Here is a 23,786-nt window from a genome sequence, read left to right as displayed (position 1 = left end):
CTATTATTAAGGATATAACGAGGAGGTCATAATGATGGCAACAATTACATTTAAAAATAACCCAGTAACACTTTTAGGCAACGAAGTTAAAGTAGGTGACAAAGCACCAGACTTCACGGTGCTTGCAAACGATTTATCACCAGTAACATTAGCAGACTCACAAGGTAAAATTCGTTTATTTAGTGTAGTACCTTCATTAGACACAGGCGTTTGTGATGCACAAACACGTAAATTTAACGAAGCGGCTGCAGAGCTTGGCGACGATGTAATCATTTATACGGTATCTGTTGATTTACCATTCGCACAAAAGCGTTGGTGTGGTGCAGCGGGGATTGATGCAGTACAAACGGTATCAGATCACCGTGACTTATCATTTGGTAAAGCATATGGCGTAGCAATCGAAGAATTACGATTATTAGCGCGTGCGGTATTTGTAGTAGATAAAGAAGGTACTGTCACTTATACAGAGTATGTACCAGAAGCTACAAATCATCCAAATTACGAAGCTGCAATTGAAGCAGTTAAAGCATTAGCATAAAATTTTAGCTGTTTAGCGGCAATGAGCTAAACAGCTTTATTTTTTTGAGAGGACGTTTGATGAATGGAAAAAATGGAACAATTATTTGCAGCCTTAAATGAGAAAGCAGATCATTTTGTAGATACTCAACAGGTGAGCTATTTAGAGGGCGTGTTAGACGCACTAGATACGGCACTAGCAGGCGATTATGTATTACCAACAGCTGATGCAACGAAAGATGATATTCGTAAAGCGGTCCAAATTGCTGTATTAAAAGGCATGCGTAAAGCATCTCAACCTAACCACCAAATGACGCCAGACACACTTGGTTTTTTAGTAGGCTATTTTGTTGAACAGTTTTATCAAGATAGTGACAACGTTACATTACTTGACCCAGCACTTGGTACAGGTAATCTTGTTTTTACGATTATGAATATGGTAGGAAAAGTAGAAGCAACGGGTATTGAAGTGGATGAGTTACTTATTCATTTAGCATCTGCAACAGCCGAGCTTTTAGCGCAACCTATTACCTTATACCGTCAAGATGCGCTTGAAAAACTGTTAGTAGCACCTGTAGATGCAGTCGTATGTGATTTACCTGTTGGCTATTACCCAAATGAAGAAGTAGCGCTTGAGTATGAGCTATGTGCTACTGAGGGGATGAGTTATGCGCATCATTTATTTATTGAGCAATCCATGAATTATGTAAAAGAGGGCGGCTATGCGTTCTTTTTAATCCCAGCTACACTATTTGAATCAGAGCAGGCAGCCCAGTTGCATAAATATATTAAGTCTCATGCGTGGATTCAGGCAGTTATCCAATTACCTGATGGTATGTTTACAAGCCGTGCACATGAAAAAAGCTTGTTAATTTTACAAAAACAGCATGCAGAGATGCGCGCGCCTAAGGAAGTATTATTAGCTAAAGTACCGAGCTTACAAAATAAAAATGCCCTTGGCCTATTCTTCGAAAAAGTGAAGATTTGGCAAGAGCAAAAGTAAAAAGGATGTGCCGCGGCACATCCTTTTTATGTATTACTTTTCAGGCGTACGGATTACAAGTACGTCACATTTCGCAGAGCGAACGATTGCTTCAGATACTGAACCAATTAAAAAGCGTTCAACAGCGTTAAGACCTGTTGCACCACAGATGATTAAATCTGCTTCTACTAAGTTTGAAAGTTCTTTAGTGATGATGTTTTTTGGTGCACCGTATTCAACGATTAAGTTAACTTGGTCTACACCTTCAGCTGCTGCTTCTTCTTTGTAGCCAGCAAGTAATTGATCCGAATTTTCCTTCGCGCGTTGAGCGATAGAACGGTCATAAGCTTCAACTGCTGCGAATGAGCGAGTGTCGATAACGTTAACTAGGTGAATTGTAGAACCCGGGTTACGCTTTGCCACGTCGATTGATTTACGGAACGCATAGTGAGCTTCTGGAGAACCATCAACTGCAACTACGATGTTTTGATAATTATTAGCCATTAAAATTACCTCCTCTATGTTTATACCTTGATTATACCAAATGATTTGTTAAAGGAAATAGCCATGTCAGAAAATTTTAGAAAAATCGCTAATAATGCATCGAAAGTGTGTGGATTATAGCGCAATTGTTATAACTTTGTTGAAAAGTTGCAACTTACTGTTCAGGTGTACGAATAACAAGGACATCACAGCTTGCATGACGCACGATAGCGCCAGATACTGAGCCGAAGAATAAGCGCTCAACAGTATTTAGACCTGTAGCTCCGCAAATGATTAAATCAGCATCAATGGATTTAGCAATTTTTTTAGGAATCACACTCTTTGGTGCCCCGTACTCAATAGCGACAACAATATTGTCAACGCCCTCTTCAGTAGCCTCTGTTTTATAATCAGCTAATAGTAGTAGCGCCTTCTCTTGAATGTTTTGTAAATATAAATCGACAGAGTCAATGGCATGCGTATCGACAACATGAACAATGTGTAGTGTAGCACCCTCATTACGCTTAGCTACAGCGATGGCCTTGCGGAAGGCGAAGTGTGCTTCAGTTGAGCCATCAATGGCGACTAAAATAGTTTGATAGTGATTTGTCATATAAACAACCTCCTCTAGTTGGCATGGTTTTAGTATACCAAATTTACGCTTTCAAAAAATGAGGAAGAATTTTCAGATAAAATTTGCTAAAATAGAGAAGAAGCTTAAAACCTCTTGTCACATTATGTAGACAGGTTTTTTAGAGAAGGGAGAAAAGAAAAATGAAAATTGGTGTTCCAAAGGAATTAAAAAATAATGAAAATCGTGTGGCGATGACGCCAGCCGGTGTTGTTACACTTGTATCAAACGGACATGAGGTTTATATCGAAACAAACGCAGGGCTTGGCTCAGGCTTTAAGGATGAGGACTATAAAGAAGCGGGTGCTCATATTGTAGCTACAGCTAAAGAAGCTTGGTCACATGAAATGATTTTAAAAGTTAAAGAACCAATCGAAAGTGAGTATGATTACTTCTTCGAGGGGCAAATTCTTTTCACATATTTACATTTAGCAGCAGAGCAAACATTAACAGAAAAAATGTTAGAGAAAAAGGTAGTAGGTATCGCGTACGAAACTGTACAATTACCAAATAATACTTTGCCATTACTTACACCAATGAGTGAGGTCGCAGGTAAAATGGCAACACAAATTGGTGCGCAATACTTAGAAAATATTTATGGTGGCCGCGGTATTTTATTAGGCGGTGTATCAGGTGTTCAGCGTGGTCGCGTTACAGTAATTGGTGGCGGTGTAGCAGGTACAAACGCTGTGAAAACAGCTATTGGTATGGGTGCGGACGTAACAGTGCTTGATTTAAACCCAGAGCGTTTACGTCAGTTAGAAGATGTGTTTGGTCGTGAAGTACAAACGTTAATGTCTAACCCTTACAATATTGCAGAGTCAGTTAAGCGCTCAGATTTAGTAGTTGGCGCAGTGCTAATCCCTGGTGCTCGTGCACCAAAATTAGTAACAGAGGCCATGGTTAAGGAAATGCAGGAAGGTTCAGTAGTAATTGATATTGCGATTGACCAAGGTGGTATTTTTGAAACATCAGACCGCGTAACAACACATGATGAGCCAACGTATGTCAAACATGGTGTTGTACACTATGCAGTAGCTAATATGCCTGGCGCAGTGCCACGTACATCAACTGTAGCTTTAACAAACAATACGGTAATGTATGCACTTCAAATTGCAAACAAGGGTTTTAAAAAGGCTTGTTTAGACAATGAAGCGTTACGTAAAGGCATTAATACATTAGATGGCCATGTAGTATTTAAAGGTGTGGCTGAAGCATTTGATTTACCATACGTAGATGTTACAACGTTATTAGCATAAAATGAGGAGGCTAGGACATTGTCCTAGCCTCCTTTTTATTAGCGAATAATTGTTAATTGTTTTGGGAATTTAGTTAAAATTTCAACGCCATCTTTTGTAACGACCACATCATCCTCGATGCGTACGCCTGTTACATCACCCTTATAAATACCAGGCTCAATCGTAAATACCATATTTTCTTCTAGCTTCATATCATTAGCACCACTAATGTCAGGGAACTCATGTACTGAAATGCCAAGACCGTGACCAAGGCGGTGAGGGAAGTATTCACCGTAGCCTGCGTTAGTAATAATATCGCGTGCTGTTTTATCAAGATGAGCAGCTGTTACACCTGGCTTGATTTCAGCGATTGCACCTTCATTAGCAGCTAATACTGTGTCGTAAATTTCTTTTTGAGCGGCTGTTGGTTCGCCAAAGGCTACCGTACGTGTAATGTCTGAGCAATAGCCTTCATAAATTACACCAAGATCGAATAATACCATATCGCCCTTTTGTACTTTATTGTGTCCTGGGTTACCGTGTGGTGAAGCAGAGTTTAAACCAGTAAGTACCATTGTGCTAAATGACATATCGTAACCTTTATTTTTAACAGCTGCTTCAACTTCTCCAAGGATTTCGAGCTCCGTTTTACCTTCAGCGATTGCATCAACACCCACTTGAACGGCAAAATCTGCAAGCTTAGCAGCTTCGCGCAATTTAGCTAGCTCATTTTCGTCTTTAATCACGCGGATATAATTCATTTTTGTATCAAAACCGCTAATCGCTTGCTGAGAAAAATGACCGACTAGGTTTTCGTAGCGCGCTACATTTAGTTGGTGTTTTTCAATAGCTAAAGATTTTACACCGCGTGCCTTCATAGCTTCTGCTAATACATCCATTGAGTTTTGGGTATCATAATAACCAATGACATTGCTAAAGCCAGATGCACGTTTAGCATCAGGTACTTCCATTTGTGGGCAAATAATAAGCGGTTCACCTTGTTTAAAATATACAGCACCTAGTAAACGTTCGTGGGGTTCACTATGAAAGCCTGTTAAATAAAATACGTTCTCAGGCGTCGTAATTAACACAGCATCAGTTGCTGATTGTTGTAAATATGTTTGCATTGTTTCTTGCATGAAGAAAACCTCCTATATAAATGTACTTCATGTATAAGGATAGCAAAAATAGCAGGATTTTTGCGAATAATAACGAATATAAGGGTATAAGATACATTGAGGAGGAATAGATTATGCAAATTACGTATCATGGACATGCAGCAGTAAAAATTGTTACGGGTGGTAAGACAATATTGATTGACCCCTTCATTACAGGCAATCAATTGTCCGATTTAGTAGTAGAAAATGAAATGCCTGATTATATTTTACTTACACATGGACACAATGATCATTTTGGTGACACTATACAGCTTGCTAAGCAAAGTGGTGCAACTATTGTTGGTTCACATGAGTTAGCAACATGGCTAGGCGCTCAAGGATTTACTACGCATGGTATGAATATTGGTGGTGCATGGCAATTTGATTTTGGTAAAGTAACATACACACAAGCCTTCCATAGTTCATCATATATTACAGAAGACAATGAAATTATTTATATGGGGATGCCAATGGGGCTTGTAATAGAAGTCGAAGGCAAAACAATTTACCATGCAGGTGATACTGCACTGTTTGGTGATATGGCGCTCATTGGTAACAAACATGATATAGATGTGGCCTTTCTACCAATTGGGGATAATTTTACGATGGGGCCAGAGGATGCGGCGCAAGCAGTTAAATTATTGCGACCTAAATCTGTTGTACCAGTACATTTTGATACATTCCCACCAATTAAGCAGGACCCACAAAAATTTGCTGAGCTAGTGCAAGGTGCTAGTGTACAAATTGTACAGCCAGGCGGAGCTGTTACACTGTAAAAAACCTGAAAGCATCTTCTGTTTCATTATGGCAGAAGATGTTTTTGTAGTTATATCAACGTTTAATGATAAAAAGTGGAAACTGTTATACAATTTAAACTATTAGTTGTACTACAAAGTAATAGGGCAAGTATGGTACACTAAAGGCATAGTAAAACAGCTATAGAAACAGGTGATTGTATGTCAACAAAACATGAAAAAATACTACGTTATATCGAGTCTTTACCAGTAGGGGATAAAATATCTGTACGTCAAATTGCGAAAGAAATGGCAGTCAGTGAGGGCACAGCCTACCGCGCAATTAAAGAGGCAGAGAACCGACGACTTGTAAGCTCGATTGAGCGTGTAGGTACGATTCGTATCGAGAAAAAGAAAAAAGAAAATATTGAACGCTTAACATTTGCGGAGATTGTTAACATCATTGATGGGCAAGTATTAGGTGGAAAAGGTGGCTTGCACAAGACCTTAACGAAATTTGTTATAGGTGCGATGCAATTAGAGGATATGATGCGTTATACAGACGCAGGTAGCTTACTTATTGTAGGTAACCGCTTTAAAGCGCATGAAAATGCATTAACAGCAGGAGCAGCCGTATTAATTACAGGTGGCTTTGATACCACAGAAGAAAACAAACAACTTGCAGATGAGTTAGAGTTACCAATCATTACAACGAGCTATGATACATTTACAGTAGCTACAATGATTAACCGTGCCATCTATGACCAGTTAATTAAAAAGGATATTTTATTTATTGAAGATATTTATGTAGCTATTGACGAAACGAAAGTGCTACAAACATCACAAACTTTAGCCGACTTTAAACGCGAAAATGAGCGTACTACTCACGGGGCATACCCTGTAGTAACCGCTAAAAATAAATTAGTTGGTATGATTACAGTGAAGGATGTTATTGGTCGCCCAGAAGAAGAGTTTATTGAAAAAGTTATGACAAAAAATCCAATTGCGGGCTCAATGAAAATGAGTGTTGCCTCTGCTAGCCATTTAATGATTTGGGAGGGGATTGATTTACTGCCTGTTGTGGATGATGACAACGTACTACAGGGAGTAATTAGCCGCCAGGATGTATTAAAAGCTTTACAGTTAGCACAACGTCAGCCGCAGCAAGGTGAAACAATTGACGATTTAATTAAAAATGAAATTAAGGTGCTCAGTGATGAGGAGTTACAAGTAGAGTTTAAAGTAACGCCGCAAATGACCAATCAATTTGGTGCAATTTCTTACGGGGCATTTACAACTTTATTAACAGAGGCTGGTGCATTTGCGTTAAAACGACGTAAGCGCGGTGATGCTGTTGCCGAAAATATGACGATTTACTTTATGAAACCTGTGCAGATGGACAGTGTATTAACAGTAAAGCCAGTTATTTTAGATATGAGTCGTAAATTTGTTAAAATGGATTTTGAAGTATATAACAATGCCTTATTAGTAGGTAAAGCTATGATTACTTTCCAACTATTAGAGCGATAAAAAAGAGTGTAGGATTTTCTCCTACACTCCCTTTATTTTTTATTTAATGCGTATTCTTCTTCTACAAATTGACCATAGTGTTTAGCACGTTTGTAGTTTTCGAAGCCTGTGCCAATCCCAACAAGTAAAAATACTGCCACTACAACAAATGTAAGTGTGTCTGGGAATAAAAGCGCAGAGTTTAAACCAAATAAAACGATAAAGGCAGCAAGCGCTACACCCGCTTTACTTTTATACCATTTCTTTGCGATAGGCAAAGAAGAGCGGAACTGCTTCGTTTTAAAATAGAAATAGGCAACGAAAGCAAGTACAATTAATACGACAAAGATAATATTAAGCGCATTCAAGATGAGTAACCTCCTAGCTTATTGCTGACATTATTGTAACGATTTTTTAGCAAAAAGGCTAATGGATTTTACTTTGCGCAAGGAGGATGACAGCATGCAACGACAAATCATCGACAAAATTGAACAATTCGATACGATTATAATCCATCGCCACGTACGTCCCGATCCAGATGCTTATGGTTCACAAATGGGTTTGCAAAAGCTTATTCAACATAATTACCCTACTAAAAAAGTATACGCAGTAGGTGAACATGAGCCATCACTCGACTTTTTAGGCACGCCAGACGTAATTGCGGATGATGTGTACGAGGGCGCACTTATTATTGTGACAGATACTGCTAATACAGAGCGTGTAGATGATATGCGCTACACAACAGGTGCCGCACTTATTAAAATTGACCACCATCCAAATGATGATGTATACGGCGATATTGTGTGGGTTGATACAACAGCAAGCTCTGTAAGTGAATTAATTTTTGATTTCTTTGAGCTTGGGCAACAGGAAAAAGGCTGGACTTTACCAACAGCGTCAGCACGTTTACTATACGCAGGTATTATTGGGGACACAGGGCGCTTCCGCTACCCAAGTGCAACACTAAAAACATTTACAGCGGCTGGTAAATTAATTACGTATGACTTTGACCGCGAGGCATTGTATAACGGTATGTATGAACTAGAGCGTAAAGTGTTACAACTGCAAGGTTATATTTATCAAAACTTTACAATGGACGAAAATGGTACAGGACGTATGGATATTACGCGCGACGTGCTTGAGCAATTCAATACAACAGCATCCGAGGCATCATTACTTGTTAGCTCGCTTGGCAATGTTAAGGATATGAAGGCTTGGGTAATGTTTATTGAAGAAGCGGATAGCATTCGTATTCGACTTCGTTCGAAGGGGCCTGTTATTAATGGTTTAGCGAAAGAGTTTGGTGGCGGTGGGCATCCACTTGCATCAGGCGCTAGTGCGGCTAACTGGGACGAGGCTAATGCTTCATACCAACGCCTACAAGAAATCTGTAAATAAGGAGGAGTTTATATGGTCGTTTATTCGCAAATTCGCACAAGCGCAGATGTATTGCAAAGTACGATCCGGTTAACGTCCCTCACATCCTTTTTACAGCAGCAACAAGCAACAGCCTGTGCAATCGTAAACACTACGTTGCATGGGCTGTTGCCATTTGCAAGAGCTTGTGAGGAAGCAAATGTGCATGCAGTTTTTGGTGTGGAGGTGCCTGTTCAATTTGCTGATGATAGTAAGGCAGCCGTTATTTTTTATGCAATGAATGCGCAGGGCTATGCTAATTTACTTAAGCTTTCAAGTGCGGTAGAGACACAAGGTGGCTTTATCCAGTGGCGCTGGCTGAAAAGCTATCATCAAGGTTGCATCATGGCGCACCACACAACCTATGATCAACTTGTTGCGCTACAACAACTGGCCCCTGATACCGTGTATACAAGCGTAGCAAATGATTTGGGCGTACCTCTGATTATTAAGCACCCAACTTATTTTTTAACTGAACCAGAAGCTTTTAGTTATACGATAGCACGTAAAATGGCAGGGGAGGAACTAGCGGTAGAGGACGTGTTGCACTACTGTGCCTATACAAAGGAGCAGTGGGAGGCTATGCAGGCAGAACTTTGTCAAACTACTGAGCAAATGTTAATGCGCTGTCAAGTAACACCACCAGTAGGACAGTACATGCCAAAATTTCCTGTAGTTGAGCAAAGTGCTGAGCAAATGCTACAACAACTTGCCTTCACACAGCTTAAGCAACGCTTACATTGTGAGGAGTTACCAACTGCGTATCATGAGCGCTTAAGCTATGAGCTTGAGGTTATTATCACAATGGGCTACGCAGATTATTTTTTAATTGTCGCAGACTTTATGCAGTTTGCACGTGATAAAAATATTTTAACAGGACCAGGGCGTGGTTCTTCGGCAAGCTCCTTAGTAGCGTATGCCTTAGCTATTACGCATGTGGACCCTTTGCAATATGGCTTATTATTTGAGCGTTTTTTAAATCATGCGAGGCGCACACTACCTGATATTGATATTGACTTTGTAGACTCAAGGCGGCAAACGGTCATTCAGTATGTGGCACAGAAGTACGGCAAATTGCATGTAGCACAAATCAGTACAACAGGTACATTAGCCATGCGTGCAGCCGCACGTGAGGTAGCGCGAGCAATGGATTTTGATGCAAATGTAATTGATTATATTGCAAAGTTATTGCCTCGTAGGGAAAGTACGCTACATGAAGCTTACCAAGGGAGTGCGGAGTTACGTCAGTTTATAGCGGCTAACCAAGCGCATCAACTATGGTGGCAAACAGCTTGCCAGCTTGAGGGTCTACCACGTAATCAGTCGATTCATGCGGCGGGTATTGTGCTGTCACCTGTGCCAATTATTGAAGTTGCCCCTATTCAATTAGGGAATGATGAGTTATTTGCTACACAGTGGGCAATGCAAGAGGTGGAGCAGGCAGGGCTATTGAAAATTGATTTTTTAGGCCTACGTAATCTAACTATTTTGGCGCAAATCCGTTGGCTATATTACCAACAGTATCGTCAGTGGTTAGATTTTAATACGTTGCCGTTAGATGATGCAGCCACTTTCACTTTATTACAACAAGGTGATACTACAGGTGTTTTTCAGCTAGAGTCAGTAGGTATGCGCGAGGCACTTGGATTAATTCAGCCCACTAATTTTTTAGACATTGCGGCAGTCAGCGCACTTCATCGCCCAGGCCCTCGTGATTTTATTCCATTATATGCACGGCGCAAACATGGCGAAGAGCCAATTGTTATGCCGCACCCAGATTTAGCGCCCATATTGACAGAAACCTATGGTGTAATTGTGTACCAAGAGCAGATTTTACAAATTGCAACGACTTTTGCTGGTATGTCAGTAGGCGAGGCTGATATTTTACGACGAGCTATTAGTAAAAAAGATAGTGCGCAATTAAATAATGAGCGCTCGCATTTTATTACAGGCGCGCTAAATAATGGCTATGACGAAAAAACAGCGACAACCATTTTTGAAATGATAGTGCGCTTTGCCAATTATGGTTTTGTTAAAAGTCATGCGGTAGCTTATAGTTTAATTTCTTACCAGTTAGCCTTTATGAAAGCTAACTACCCATCGCTATTTTATGCGGCTTTATTAACTAATGCTGTAGGTGATGCTACAAAGACCCAGACTTTATTACACGAAGCTAAGCGTCACGGCGTAATAGTTAAGGCACCAGACATTAATCAAAGTGAACGCTATTATACAACAGTTCAAACTACAATTTTTGTAGGACTAGCAGCCATAAAAAATGTGCCGAAGACCTTTATACAAGCGCTCCTAACCACACGTAAGGCGGAGGGGGCTTTTACTTCTATTTTTGACATGGCTATGAAGCTAAGTGCAGAGCATTTCAATGAAAAGGCTGTTGCCCAGTTAATTTATGCGGGTGCATTAGATAGTTTTGACCAACCGCGCGAGGTATTGCTTGCAACGGTGAAAGCTGCGAAAGCACATGCTAAGTTACATCGTAAAACACAAGCCATCTCACTTGCTGAAGCACAGCGTGTGATATTTGGAACTCCTAAGCATGAAAGGGCTAATGATGTGACGTTACGTGAACGTTTACAGTGGGAGAAGGATACTCTAGGTTTTTATGTAAGTGAGCACCCGCTGACAGCCATTAACCAAGCAAGTATCACGGCTCCTGATATTGAAAAATGTTTAGCAGGCACACAAGTGAAATGGTTTGGTATTGTACAAGAGGTAAAAGTATTACGTACAAAAAAAGGTGAGCAAATGGCTTTTGTACAAGTAGAGGATGAGTTTGCAGGTTTATCTGTTACCGTGTTTCCAAAAGTATATCGTCAAGCTGCACCCTTATTAATAGAAGAAACTATTATTTGTGTGGAAGGTGTTGTAGAACATCGCAATGGTAAAGTGCAAATCCAAGCGAAACAAATTACTACACCAAGCTAGAATTGTGTTATATGACACGAAATATAAGTGTAAACGTGATAAAAAGCGACATGAAGTTGCTTTTTATCACGTTTTTTCTTTACAAAGCTTTCGTGATTCGTTATGATTTTAAAAGTGGTCATACCACTTTGGGAGGTCGAGAGATGATGCAACCTAAAAAACGCTTCATCGAAATCGTGCAACAACTACGTACACTTATTCGCGAGGAGCATATTGAGGAGGGGGGCAAGTTACCTTCTGAACGTGTCCTATCTGAACGACTACAAGTAGGTCGCTCAGCTGTACGCGAGGCATTGCGTAGTCTAGAGCTATTAGGTTTAATCGAAACAAAACATGGCGGCGGCACATTTTTATCTGCTTCGCCTCAACATAAATTAATCGAGGTGCTAGCAACATTTATTATGGATGATGCAGGCTCTATCGAGGATGTACATAAAACACGTATCCTACATGAGCAGGAGGCAATTCGTGTCGTGTGTACAAGCGCTGAGCTACGTGCGCTACCTGTATGGGAGAGCTTATTTATTCGTTTAGAGGTAGCAGAGGATGTTGTGCGTAAGGATGTACTTAGAGAAATTATTATTACAGCAGGCAATCGTCTATCCTTACGTATTTGGTTACAGCTACAGGCATACAGTGGACGTCCATTAGGCGCACTTATTACAACGCAAGAGAAACCATACGTGCTAACACTAGTGAAGGCTTTACAGTTAGGGTTAACAGAGGATGCACTTCAAGCGCATGCGGCATGGGTAAATAACAACAAAGATAAAGGGGTTATGTGAGATGGCAATTCGTAGTTTTTTTACATTAAGTCGTAAACGACATACAGCAACACCAAAACAAAAGAAGAAGGATTTTCCTGAAGGTATCATGACAAAATGTCCTGAATGCCGTGCGATTTACTTAACAAAAGAGTTAGAGCATAACGCCAAAGTATGTACAAAATGCAATTACCATTTTAAAATGACTGCTCATGAGCGTGTAGCCATATTTTTAGATGAAGGTACATTTACACCGTTAGACGAAAATTTGCGTACGACCAATCCATTAGGTTTTCCAGGCTATGTCGAAAAGGTGCAAGTTGACCAAGAGAAAACAGGCTTAAACGAGGCGGTATTAACAGGTGTGGGAGAGTTGAAAGGGCAAAAGATAGTTGTTGCTATTATGGATTCGCATTTCCGCATGGGGTCTATGGGTTCTGTAGTAGGTGAAAAAATTACGCGTGCTGTTGAAAAAGCAACTGCATTAGGTGTACCATTCATTATTTTTACAGCAAGTGGTGGTGCACGCATGCAAGAGGGAGTATTGTCTTTAATGCAGATGGCGAAAACGAGTGTCGCATTAAGACGTCATAGTGAGCAAGGCTTGTTATTTATTTCGATTATGACTCACCCTACAACAGGTGGCGTCTCCGCAAGTTTTGCTTCAGTAGGCGATATTAATTTAGCTGAGCCTCAAGCATTAATTGGTTTTGCAGGGCGACGTGTAATTGAACAAACCGTACGCGAAAAGCTACCGGCAGATTTTCAAACAGCAGAGTTTTTACTAGCGCATGGGCAACTAGATGCGATTTATGATCGTAAAGTTATGCGTGATAATGTAGCTAAGCTCGTGAAGTTACACACAACAGGGGGCGAACAACATGTCTAAACTATTAAAAATTGAAGAGCCAATTATTCAATTAGATGCCAAAATTGAGGAACTCAAAAAAATGGCGGCAGATATTGACGTCGATATGTCTGCCGAAATTGAGAAATTAGAAGACCGACTAGAACAATTAAAAAGTGAAATTTATGATAACTTAAAACCATGGGATCGCGTACAAATTGCGCGTCATGCGGAACGTCCAACGACGCTTCACTATATTGAAGCTTTGTTTGAAGATTTTTTAGAGCTTCATGGTGATCGTTTATACGGAGACGATGCAGCTATTGTAGGAGGTATTGCTAGCTTTAATGGCCAACCTATTACGGTAATTGGGCATCAGCGTGGTAAAACAACGAAGGAAAACATCCGTCGTAATTTCGGTATGCCCCACCCAGAGGGGTATCGTAAGGCACTACGTTTGATGAAACAAGCGGAAAAATTTAAACGACCTATTATTTGTTTTATTGATACGAAAGGAGCCTACCCTGGTAAGGCAGCTGAGGAGCGTGGCCAAAGTGAAGCTATCGCACGTAATCTAGTTGAGATGGCGGGCTTAACAGTGCCTGTAATTAGTGTAGTAATCGGTGAGGGAGGTAGCGGTGGTGCGCTAGCACTAGGTGTAGCAAATCGTATTTATATGTTAGAAAATGCGACTTACTCGGTAATCTCACCTGAAGGAGCGGCATCAATTTTGTGGAAGGATGCAAGTCTTGCTAGTGAAGCTGCAACAGCTATGCGTATCACGGCTAAAGATTTAAAGGAAATGCATGTAATTGACGGTATTATTCCTGAAGTGCTTGGTGGAGCGCATCATGATATTGCAAAACAAGTAGTAGCAATGGGCGAATGTTTGCGCGCAGCTTTAGTTGAGTTAGCGCCATTAAATGAACAGCAATTAGTCCAGGATCGTTATGATAAATTCAAACAAATTGGTGAGTACGAGGAAGTATAAAAACAGGTACAGGGAAAAAGAATGTGTGAAAGCGCATTCTTTTTCTTGCCTTTGTAAAAGTTACGTGTTTCCTCGCTTCGGCTACTTACATAGTTTGTTTTTTCGTGTTAATGTGAATACAATAAAGATAGACAGCAGGAGGGTAAAACATGAAAAAAATTGCGATTTTAACGAGTGGCGGCGATGCTCCTGGCATGAATGCAGCAATTCGTGCAGTTGTTCGTAAGGCGAAAGTACATGATGTAGAGGTAATGGGGATTTATTATGGCTACGAAGGCTTTATGGAAGGTAACATGACGTTACTTGAGGTTGGCGACGTAGGCGGTATTATCCAGCGTGGCGGTACAAAGTTATATTCAGCACGCTGCCCAGTGTTTAAGGAGTCTGAAGCGCAGGACCAAGGCATTGCTAAAATGCGAGAAGCTGGAGTCGAAGGACTAGTTGTCATTGGTGGTGACGGTTCTTACCGCGGTGCTATGGATTTAGTACGCAAAGGCTTCCCTTGTGTGGGTATTCCAGCAACAATTGATAATGATATACCTGGTACACAGTACACAATTGGCTTTGACACAGCGCTTAACACTGTTATTGATGCAATTGATAAGATTCGTGATACAGCAACATCCCACGAAAATTTATTTATTGTAGAGGTAATGGGGCGTGATGCAGGCGATTTAGCTTTATATGCAAGTGTTGCAGCAGGTGCAGGTGCTGTTATTATCCCAGAAGTAGACTTTATGATTGAAGATGTTATCGCGCGCATTAAAAAAGGGGAGTCGCGTGGTAAAAAGCATAATATTATAATTGTAGCTGAAGGTGTAATGTCAGGCACCGAGCTTGCACGTCAGCTGAAAGATAACGCGGGTATTACAACGCGTGTCTCTGTGCTTGGTCATATGCAACGCGGAGGTTCACCAACCGCACAAGACCGTGTCCTTGCAGGCCGCTTTGGCGCACATGCTGTAGATATTTTACTTGAGGGTAAAACAGGGCGTGCTGTCGGTATTCGTAATCATAAGCTTGTGGATTATGATATGACAGAAGCGTTTAAGGACGAGCACAAAACGGATTTAAGTCTTTACACATTAGCAACAGATTTATCAATTTAATTTGAGGTGGGCAACTTTTATGAGAAAAACGAAAATTGTTTGTACGATTGGTCCAGCAAGTGAATCACCAGAAATGTTAGAAAAATTAATCGAAGCGGGTATGAATGTCGCACGACTTAACTTCTCGCATGGTGGTCATGAGGATCACGCTATCCGCATTCACACAATTCGTGAGGTAGCAGATAAATTAGGTAAGCAGGTAGGTATCCTACTAGATACAAAAGGTCCTGAAATCCGTACGCATAATATGGTAAACGGTGAAGTACACTTAAAAACGGGCCAAGTTATTGATATTTCAATGACAGAGGTAGAGGGTAATGAACAAGTATTTTCAGTAACTTATGACAAATTAATTGAAGACGTTGATACTAACGCAATGATTTTATTAGATGATGGTTTAATTGAGTTACGTGTGTTAGCAAAGGATATGGATAAAGGATTAATCCATACAATTGTAGAAAACGCGGGTGTATTAAAAAATAAAAAAGGCGTTAACGTACCTGGTGTATCAGTACAGCTCCCAGGTATTACTGAAAAAGACGCAGAAGATATTTTATTTGGGATTGAAAATGAAGTAGACTTCATCGCAGCTTCTTTTGTACGTCGTGCTAAAGATGTGTTGGAAATCCGTGAGCTACTTGAGCAAAACGGTGGTAGCAACATTCAAATCATTCCTAAAATCGAAAACCAAGAAGGTGTTGATAACATCGATAGCATCATCCAAGTATCAGATGGTGTAATGGTTGCGCGTGGTGATTTAGGTGTGGAAATCCCAGCTGAGGAAGTACCATTAGTACAGAAAGCTTTAATCTTAAAATGTAACCAAGTAGGTAAACCAGTTATTACAGCGACGCAAATGCTAGATTCGATGCAACGTAACCCTCGCCCAACACGTGCCGAGGCAAGTGACGTAGCCAATGCGATTATGGATGGTACAGATGCGATTATGCTATCAGGTGAAACAGCAGCGGGTATGTATCCTGTAGAGTCTGTACAAACAATGAATAAAATTGCATCATATACAGAAAATTCATTAGACTATAAATCAATTGTGTCAGCACGTAGCCGTGAGCGCGAGCCAAATATGACAGAAGCAATTTCACAAGCTGTAGCTTATACATCAATTAATTTAGGCGTTAAAGCTGTGCTTGCCCCAACTGAAAGCGGAAATACAGCACGCATGATTGCTAAGTACCGCCCAGGTGTACCAATTGTAGCTGTAACAGGTTCAGTTGACTCAGCACGTAAGTTAACATTAGTTTGCGGCGTATTCCCTATTGTGTGTCAGCGTGTATCAACAACTGACGAAATTTTAGAGTTAGCTGTTGATGAAAGCTTAAAACATGACTACGTATCGCACGGGGATGCTGTAGTAATTACAGCTGGTGTGCCAGTAGGTGAAGCAGGTACAACTAACTTAATGAAAGTGCATATTATTGGCGATTTAGTAGCGCGTGGTCAAGGTATTGGTAAAGCATCTGTGTTTGGTAAAGTTGTTATTGCAAAAAATGCAGACGAAGCTTTAGCATACGATACAGATGGTACGATCCTTGTCACAGTAGGTTCAGATCGTGATATGATGCCAGCGCTAGAAAATTGTGTAGGGTTAATTACGGAAGAGGGCGGACTAACAAGCCATGCTGCAGTAGTAGGCCTAAGTTTAGGTATCCCTGTAATCGTTGGTGTTAAAGATGCAACCGAGTTGATGCGTCATGGACAAGAAATTACTATGGATGCGGAAACAGGTGTGATTTATAAAGGTCATGCTAGCGTACTATAAAATGAGAAAGAGCTTAGCGCAAAACGCGTTAAGCTCTTTTTAGTTGCGAGCGTATTAGTACGAAAAGTGAAACAATTGGCGTATAATCATAAATAGAGAGGAGCATGTTATGCGTAATTTATTCTTAGCGATTGTCGCATATGGTGTCGTGGAAATCTCATTGTATTTAGCCATTGGTAAGGCCATTGGCATTTTACCAACGCTACTCATTATTTTAGTAACAAGTATTATTGGGGGCATTGCGATTCGCACGACAGGTATCCGTACCATCGCTAATATTCAAGCAGATTTAGCAAAAGGCATTATGCCAGGTGTGGCGTTAATTGAGGGATTAATGTCATTAATTGGTGGTGTTTTACTCGTTTTACCAGGTGTAGTAACGGACGTGTTAGGTTTGATTTTATTAATTCCGCTAACACGAAAAATGTTCCGTCCACTAATTATGTCTTGGCTTCGACGCAAGACAAAAAATCGTCAAATGGTTATCATTCAGAAGTGAATGGGTGCTCAATAGTGAGGAATTTGGCGGATAAACGAGCAAATTCGTTAATTTTTGTGAAGTAATAAAGGAGTTTTTTAGGAAATCATACTTACTTAGTCCTAAAAAATCTGTTTAAAGTAAGAAAACCATCGAAAAAACTGATTTTTCTTTATTTAATCCCTTTTCATTCACAAAGATGACAAAATTTATTATAATAGCAATGTAAGCGATTTACTTAACTATTCATTTATGAGCAGATGAATATTGCACAGCGCATGTGCAACACTTAAATTTTATTGTAAAAGGGAGCGATTTTTTATGACAGCAACTAAAGGTTTAGAAGGTATCGTAGCAGCGGAATCTAAAATTAGTTCGATCATTGATGACACACTTACTTACGTGGGTTACAACATCGACGATTTAGCAGAGAACGCGTCATTTGAAGAAGTAGTTTACTTATTATGGCACACACGTTTACCAAAAGCAGATGAACTTGCTGAGTTAAAGCAACAATTAGCGGATAACATGTCAGTAGACAAAGCCGTTATTGACCAGTTCCGTACATTCCCATTAGATACAGTTCACCCAATGGCTGCATTACGTACAGCAGTATCAGCACTAGGTGTATTTGACGCTGAAGCAGACGATATGAGCACAGAGGCTAACTACCGTAAAGCAATTAAGCTACAAGCTAAAATTGCAACTGTAGTAACAGCTTTCTCTCGTATCCGTAAAGGTTTAGAGCCAATCGAGCCAAAACCAGAGCTTGGCTATGCAGCTAACTTCTTATACATGCTAAAAGGTGAAGAGCCAAAAGAAATCGAAATCGAAGCATTTGACAAAGCATTAGTGTTACATGCTGACCATGAATTAAACGCATCTACGTTTACTGCTCGCGTATGTGTTGCAACACTTTCTGATGTTTATTCAGGCGTTACAGCAGCAATTGGCGCACTTAAAGGTCCATTACATGGCGGCGCTAACGAGCAAGTTATGAAAATGTTATCTGAAATTGGTACGCTTGATAATGTTGAGCCATACATCCAAGGTAAATTAGATAACAAAGAAAAAATCATGGGCTTCGGTCACCGTGTATACCGTAAAGGTGATCCACGTGCACCGCACCTACGTACAATGTCAGAAAAATTAACGAAATTAACTGGCAAACCAGAACTTTACGAAATGTCAGTTAAAATTCATGATATGATTGTTGAGCAAAAGAAATTACCAGCTAACGTTGACTTCTTCTCAGCATCAGTTTATGACTCATTAGGTATTGAGCATGATTTATTCACGCCAGTATTTGCTGTGTCACGTACTTCAGGTTGGGTTGCGCATATCCTTGAGCAATATGCTAACAACCGCTTAATCCGCCCACGTGCTGAGTACGTAGGTCCTGGTATGCAAAAATACGTTCCAATTGACGAACGTTAATTTTTAACATAAGGTTATACTATAAAGTAGGGCTGTGTTTGAATGTTAGCACAGTCCTATGATTATGATATTTAGGAGGAAACAATCACAATGACAAACAAAATTGTAGTTGAAAACGGTGTACTTAATGTACCTAACAATCCAGTAATTCCTTTCATCGAGGGTGACGGAATTGGTCCAGATATCTGGGCAGCAGCATCACGCGTAATTGACGCAGCAGTAGAAAAAGCTTATAACGGCGAGAAAAAAATCGAGTGGTTAGAAGTTTTAGCTGGTCAAAAAGCATTCGACAAAACTGGTGAGTGGTTACCACAAGATACACTAGACAAAATCAATGAGTACTTAATTGCAATTAAAGGTCCTCTTACTACACCAATCGGTGGCGGTATTCGTTCCCTAAACGTAGCATTACGTCAACAATTAGATTTATACGTATGTTTACGTCCAGTACGTCACTTTGACGGTGTTCCATCACCAGTTAAACGTCCAGAAGATGTTGAAATGGTTATCTTCCGCGAAAACACTGAAGATATCTACGCTGGTATCGAGTACGCTGAAGGTTCTCCAGAAGTTAAGAAAGTAATCGACTTCTTACAAGAAGAAATGGGCGTTAAAAACATCCGTTTCCCAGAAACTTCAGGTATCGGTATTAAGCCAGTATCTAAAGAAGGTACTGAGCGTTTAGTGCGTTCTGCAATCGAGTATGCAATTAAACACAACAAACCTTCTGTAACATTAGTACACAAAGGTAACATCATGAAATTCACTGAGGGTGGATTTAAACAATGGGGTTACGATCTTGCTGAGCGCGAATACGGCGATAAAGTATTCACTTGGGCTCAGTACGATAAAATTAAAGAAGCAGACGGCGAAGAAGCAGCTAACAAAGCACAAGCAGACGCTGAAGCAGTTGGCAAAATCATCGTAAAAGATTCAATCGCTGATATCTTCTTACAACAAATCTTAACTCGCCCTAAAGAGTTCGACGTAGTTGCTACAATGAACTTAAACGGTGACTATATCTCTGACGCACTAGCTGCACAAGTTGGTGGTATTGGTATCGCTCCAGGTGCTAACATCAACTACGTAACTGGTCACGCTATCTTTGAAGCTACTCACGGTACAGCTCCAAAATACGCAGGTCTTGATAAAGTAAACCCATCTTCAGTATTACTTTCAGGCGTATTAATGCTTGAGCACTTAGGATGGCAAGAAGCAGCTGACTTAGTAACAGCTTCAGTTGAGAAAACAATCTCTTCTAAAGTTGTAACATATGACTTCGCTCGTCTAATGGACGGCGCTAAAGAAGTTAAATGTTCTGAGTTCGCTAACGAATTAATTACAAACCTTTAATTCAAACTGAGGGAGGAGAAGAAAATTCTCCTCCCTTTTTTTACATATAAAATGAGGAGTGATTGATAATGACATTACAACGTAAAAAAATCTCAGTAATCGGTAGTGGTTACACAGGTGCAACAGCAGCATTTTTAGCAGCACAAAAAGAGTTGGGCGATGTAGTATTACTTGATATTCCTGATGCAGAAAACCCAACGAAGGGTAAGGCACTTGATATGTGGCAAGCAGCACCAATTCAAGGCTTTGATTCATATGTTACAGGTACGGCAGATTACGCAGATACAAAGGATTCGGATGTAGTGTTAATTACTGCAGGCGTTGCACGTAAGCCAGGTATGACGCGTGATGATCTTGTGCAAATTAACCAAAAGGTAATGAAGGCAGTTGCCAAAGAAATTGCTAAGTATTCGCCGAATGCGACAGTTATTGTTTTAACAAATCCTGTAGATGCAATGACATATACCGTATACAAAGAAACAGGCTTCCCTAAAAATCGTGTAATTGGTCAATCGGGCGTCTTAGATACAGCACGCTTCCGCGCGTTTATTGCAGAGGAGTTAAATATTTCAGTTAAGGATATTACAGGCTTTGTATTAGGTGGTCACGGCGATACAATGGTGCCATTAACACGTTATTCGTTTGCTGGTGGCATTCCACTAACATCATTAATTTCACCTGAGCGCTTAGAAGAAATTGTTGACCGCACACGTAAAGGTGGCGCAGAAATTGTTAATTTACTTGGCAATGGCTCAGCTTATTATGCACCAGCAGCTGCAATGGTGGAAATGGCAGAAGCAATTTTAAAAGACCAAAAGCGTATTCTACCTTCAATTGCTTATTTAGAAGGTGAGTATGGTTATAATGATTTATACTTAGGTGTACCAACATTACTTGGCGCAAATGGTATCGAAAAAATCTTTGAATTAACATTAACCGAAGAAGAACAAGCAGCGCTAGATGCATCAGCTGAAGCAGTGCGCGCTGTCAAAAATATTTTGGCGTAAATTTAAGCTAGAGCGGTAAGGTCATAAAGACTTTACCGCTTTTTTACGAGTTGATTTGTACTTTTGTGAAAACATTGTTATTCTTATTGTAAAGATTGTGTCGCTTATTTGAAATGGGGGTTTCAAATATAGAACGGAGGCAATACCAAATGAAAAAAATTTTAGTTGTTGAAGACGAATTATCCATTGCTACATTATTAAAGTACAATTTAGAGCAAGCAGGTTTTGCGGTAGAGACGGCAAATGACGGACAAGAGGGCTTTGATAAGGCACTTGCAATTCAACCCGATTTAATACTGCTTGATTTAATGTTGCCTAAATTAGATGGCATGGAAATGTGTAAATTACTACGCCAGCAACAAATGAATACACCTATTATTATGCTAACTGCGCGTGATGATGAGTTTGATAAGGTGTTAGGACTTGAGCTAGGTGCGGATGACTATATGACAAAGCCCTTCAGCCCACGTGAGGTTATTGCTCGTGTGAAGGCTGTATTGCGAAGATTTGCGCCAACTATTGTTGAGCCAACGTTACAAGTAGAGCGCGTCTATGAGTTTGGTGAATTAAAAGTATACCCTGAACGCTTTGAGGTTTTTTTAGGCGAAAACTCACTAGAGTTTACCCCGAAGGAATTTGAGTTATTGCTATATTTACTAGAAAATAAAAATCGTGTATTAACGCGTGATCAATTATTAAGTGCTGTATGGAATTACGATTTTGCGGGTGATACGCGCATTGTGGATGTGCATATTAGTCATTTGCGCGATAAAATCGAAGAAAATAGCCGTAAGCCTATTTTTATTAAAACTATTCGTGGACTTGGCTATAAATTTGAGGAGCCACGTGCCCTATGAAGTCAACAGGGAACCATATTTACGCCACGTTAATGTTGTTTACTGGCATTGTGTTAGCTGTCCTGGGTTTGATTATAGGGCAGCTTTTTCCTATTTATATGAGCCAGTTTAATGCTGAGGATGAGCGTCATACAAAGCACGCTATTGAGCAAACGACAAAGCAATGGGCTATTAGCGACGATGAGCGCAAGGCACTTATTACCGCTGTTGTGCGTGATGATGAGCAAGAGCGTGTAGAGAAGGTAGCCAAACAAATCATTATTACAGTTTTTATTGTATTAGTGGGCGGTTATTTATTTACTATGTTTGTGTCACGTAAAATTATTATGAAATATACCGAGCCTGTTGACGCAGCAATTAAAATGGCTCAAGAGCTATCAAAGGGTAATTACCGTGCACGGACATATGAGGATGAGTTTAATGCTAATTTGCCATTAAGCAATACCCTAAATATGCTGGCGCGTAGTCTACAAGATTTAACAACCACACGAAAGGTCGAGGATGAGCGATTAAAAACCTTAATTGAAAATATGGGTAGCTCATTAATGATGATTGACCGTGAAGGTAATATTACAATTGTTAACCGCGTTTTTTTAGAGCGTTTTTCATTAGAGATAGCAGATGTGCAGGATAAGGTGTTTCGAACAATTGGTCTGCCTGAAACGGTTACGGCATTTATTGACCATGTATTTTTAACGGAGATGCCTTACCGCAAACAAATCCAAGTGACACATGGTACAGAAACAAGGCATCATGAAGCGTATGGTGCTCCTGTTATTGGAGATCATGGACGCTGGTTAGGTGTTGTTATTGTGTTACATGATATTACTGATTTAATTCGATTGGAGCAGGTGCGCAAAGACTTTGTGGCTAATGTCTCGCATGAGCTTCGTACACCAATTACGTCAATTAAGGGATTTTCGGAAACCTTACTTGATGGTGCTTATAAAGACGAGGCAATGTTACTATCCTTCCTTGAAATTATTCATAAGGAAAGTAATCGCCTGCAAATGCTTGTGCAAGATTTATTAGAGCTATCAAAAATTGAGCAACAAAGTTATGCCATTACCTTAATGCCAACCAGTATGCGCGAAATTGTTATACAAGGAGCTGAGCTTACCGCACAGCGTCTTGAGGATAAAAATATGGCGTTTAATGTGGAGATTGACCATGATGTAATGGTAAGCGGCGATGCTAACCGCCTTATGCAAGTTGTAACTAACCTTATCACCAATGCCATTAACTATTCGCCAGAAAATACAGTCGTAACCATTCGGTTAAAAGAAGACGAAACATACGGTATTTTAGAAATTGAAGACCAAGGCATTGGTATTGAAGAAAAAGAAATCCCGCGTTTGTTTGAACGCTTTTACCGCGTGGACCGTGCGCGTAGCCGTAACTCTGGCGGCACAGGGTTAGGTCTTGCGATTGTAAAACACTTTGTAGAAGCCCATCATGGGAAAATTGCAGTGAAAAGTGAAGTAGGTAAGGGGACGAATATGATTGTAGCTATACCTAAATCATCTTAACAAAACCTTTACAATAGTTGTA

At 40.2% G+C, this 23,786-nt stretch carries 22 protein-coding genes; 18 read left to right on the top strand and 4 right to left on the bottom strand.

Translation table 11 applies throughout. From position 1 onward, the window contains the following. Positions 1-34 precede the first annotated feature (34 nt). Together tpx and CH76_RS02380 are read left to right on the top strand one after the other, a co-directional pair. Positions 35-538: a thiol peroxidase gene (gene tpx / locus CH76_RS02385; protein WP_036142416.1), complete on the top strand. Its 504-nt coding sequence runs from the start codon at positions 35-37 to the stop codon at positions 536-538. Between the two features lie 63 nt (positions 539-601). Then, complete coding sequence (locus CH76_RS02380; RefSeq protein ID WP_036142413.1) at positions 602-1,519, top strand: class I SAM-dependent methyltransferase; 918 nt, start codon at positions 602-604, stop codon at positions 1,517-1,519. Positions 1,520-1,552: 33 nt separating this feature from the next. On the opposite strand, the gene CH76_RS02375 is transcribed toward CH76_RS02380, so the two are convergent. Both CH76_RS02375 and CH76_RS02370 read right to left on the bottom strand, forming a co-directional pair. Further along, positions 1,553-2,002 carry a universal stress protein gene (locus CH76_RS02375; protein WP_036142411.1) on the bottom strand — a complete coding sequence of 150 codons (450 nt, stop codon included), beginning with the start codon at positions 2,000-2,002 and terminating at the stop codon, positions 1,553-1,555. A 154-nt stretch (positions 2,003-2,156) separates the two neighbouring features. Beyond that, positions 2,157-2,594 carry a universal stress protein gene (locus CH76_RS02370; protein ID WP_036142406.1) on the bottom strand — a complete coding sequence of 146 codons (438 nt, stop codon included), beginning with the start codon at positions 2,592-2,594 and terminating at the stop codon, positions 2,157-2,159. A 161-nt stretch (positions 2,595-2,755) separates the two neighbouring features. Between CH76_RS02370 and ald the strand changes: the two genes are divergently transcribed. After that, the gene (gene ald, locus CH76_RS02365) at positions 2,756-3,871 is read left to right on the top strand and encodes an alanine dehydrogenase (RefSeq protein WP_036142403.1); all 1,116 of its coding nucleotides are present in this window, start codon (positions 2,756-2,758) and stop codon (positions 3,869-3,871) included. Between the two features lie 38 nt (positions 3,872-3,909). Here ald and CH76_RS02360 read toward each other — a convergent pair whose 3' ends face one another. Continuing rightward, positions 3,910-4,989: a Xaa-Pro peptidase family protein gene (locus CH76_RS02360; protein WP_036142400.1), complete on the bottom strand. Its 1,080-nt coding sequence runs from the start codon at positions 4,987-4,989 to the stop codon at positions 3,910-3,912. 113 nt (positions 4,990-5,102) lie between these two features. Between CH76_RS02360 and CH76_RS02355 the strand changes: the two genes are divergently transcribed. Then, positions 5,103-5,783, top strand: a complete 681-nt coding sequence (locus tag CH76_RS02355) for a metal-dependent hydrolase (RefSeq protein ID WP_036142396.1) — start codon at positions 5,103-5,105, stop codon at positions 5,781-5,783. 180 nt (positions 5,784-5,963) lie between these two features. Further along, entirely contained in the window at positions 5,964-7,271 is a 1,308-nt protein-coding gene (locus tag CH76_RS02350) for a DRTGG domain-containing protein (protein ID WP_036142393.1), read from the top strand. A 32-nt stretch (positions 7,272-7,303) separates the two neighbouring features. On the opposite strand, the gene CH76_RS02345 is transcribed toward CH76_RS02350, so the two are convergent. Next, positions 7,304-7,618 carry a YtpI family protein gene (locus tag CH76_RS02345; RefSeq protein WP_036142390.1) on the bottom strand — a complete coding sequence of 105 codons (315 nt, stop codon included), beginning with the start codon at positions 7,616-7,618 and terminating at the stop codon, positions 7,304-7,306. Positions 7,619-7,712: 94 nt separating this feature from the next. On the opposite strand from CH76_RS02345, the gene CH76_RS02340 reads away from it, so the two are divergent. From CH76_RS02340 to pnpS, 13 genes are all read left to right on the top strand, one after another. Continuing rightward, entirely contained in the window at positions 7,713-8,648 is a 936-nt protein-coding gene (locus CH76_RS02340; RefSeq protein WP_036142387.1) for a bifunctional oligoribonuclease/PAP phosphatase NrnA, read from the top strand. 12 nt (positions 8,649-8,660) lie between these two features. Continuing rightward, a complete protein-coding gene (locus CH76_RS02335) occupies positions 8,661-11,612 on the top strand; it encodes a DNA polymerase III subunit alpha (protein ID WP_036142384.1) in 2,952 nt (983 codons plus the stop codon). A gap of 143 nt (positions 11,613-11,755) precedes the next feature. Next, a complete protein-coding gene (locus CH76_RS02330) occupies positions 11,756-12,397 on the top strand; it encodes a FadR/GntR family transcriptional regulator (protein ID WP_036142382.1) in 642 nt (213 codons plus the stop codon). A gap of 1 nt (position 12,398) precedes the next feature. Then, on the top strand, positions 12,399-13,265 hold the full coding sequence (accD, locus tag CH76_RS02325; RefSeq protein WP_036142379.1) for an acetyl-CoA carboxylase, carboxyltransferase subunit beta: 867 nt from the start codon (positions 12,399-12,401) through the stop codon (positions 13,263-13,265). Then, a complete protein-coding gene (gene accA / locus CH76_RS02320; protein ID WP_036142376.1) occupies positions 13,258-14,214 on the top strand; it encodes an acetyl-CoA carboxylase carboxyl transferase subunit alpha in 957 nt (318 codons plus the stop codon). The genes accD and accA overlap by 8 nt, the downstream gene beginning before the upstream one ends. Positions 14,215-14,363: 149 nt before the next feature. Then, positions 14,364-15,323 (top strand): 6-phosphofructokinase, encoded by a 960-nt coding sequence (gene pfkA / locus CH76_RS02315; RefSeq protein ID WP_036142373.1) that lies wholly within the window; start codon positions 14,364-14,366, stop codon positions 15,321-15,323. Positions 15,324-15,342: 19 nt separating this feature from the next. After that, the gene (gene pyk, locus CH76_RS02310; RefSeq protein ID WP_036142370.1) at positions 15,343-17,103 is read left to right on the top strand and encodes a pyruvate kinase; all 1,761 of its coding nucleotides are present in this window, start codon (positions 15,343-15,345) and stop codon (positions 17,101-17,103) included. A 109-nt stretch (positions 17,104-17,212) separates the two neighbouring features. After that, positions 17,213-17,602: an FxsA family protein gene (locus CH76_RS02305; protein ID WP_036142366.1), complete on the top strand. Its 390-nt coding sequence runs from the start codon at positions 17,213-17,215 to the stop codon at positions 17,600-17,602. Between the two features lie 300 nt (positions 17,603-17,902). Then, positions 17,903-19,018 (top strand): citrate synthase, encoded by a 1,116-nt coding sequence (gene citZ / locus CH76_RS02300; RefSeq protein ID WP_036142364.1) that lies wholly within the window; start codon positions 17,903-17,905, stop codon positions 19,016-19,018. Between the two features lie 84 nt (positions 19,019-19,102). Then, entirely contained in the window at positions 19,103-20,371 is a 1,269-nt protein-coding gene (gene icd, locus CH76_RS02295; protein ID WP_200877324.1) for an NADP-dependent isocitrate dehydrogenase, read from the top strand. A 68-nt stretch (positions 20,372-20,439) separates the two neighbouring features. Then, positions 20,440-21,378: a malate dehydrogenase gene (gene mdh / locus CH76_RS02290; protein ID WP_036142342.1), complete on the top strand. Its 939-nt coding sequence runs from the start codon at positions 20,440-20,442 to the stop codon at positions 21,376-21,378. A 149-nt stretch (positions 21,379-21,527) separates the two neighbouring features. Then, positions 21,528-22,235 carry a response regulator transcription factor gene (locus CH76_RS02285; protein ID WP_036142339.1) on the top strand — a complete coding sequence of 236 codons (708 nt, stop codon included), beginning with the start codon at positions 21,528-21,530 and terminating at the stop codon, positions 22,233-22,235. Continuing rightward, positions 22,232-23,764 carry a two-component system histidine kinase PnpS gene (gene pnpS / locus CH76_RS02280; protein WP_036142336.1) on the top strand — a complete coding sequence of 511 codons (1,533 nt, stop codon included), beginning with the start codon at positions 22,232-22,234 and terminating at the stop codon, positions 23,762-23,764. The genes CH76_RS02285 and pnpS overlap by 4 nt, the downstream gene beginning before the upstream one ends. Positions 23,765-23,786: the final 22 nt, after the last annotated feature.

It is taken from the genome of Lysinibacillus sp. BF-4, assembly GCF_000743635.1.
Taxonomy (GTDB): Bacteria; Bacillota; Bacilli; order Bacillales_A; family Planococcaceae; genus Metalysinibacillus; species Metalysinibacillus saudimassiliensis.
Note: the sequence above shows the minus strand (reverse complement) of the source record. Positions and strands in the feature narration are given on the sequence as shown.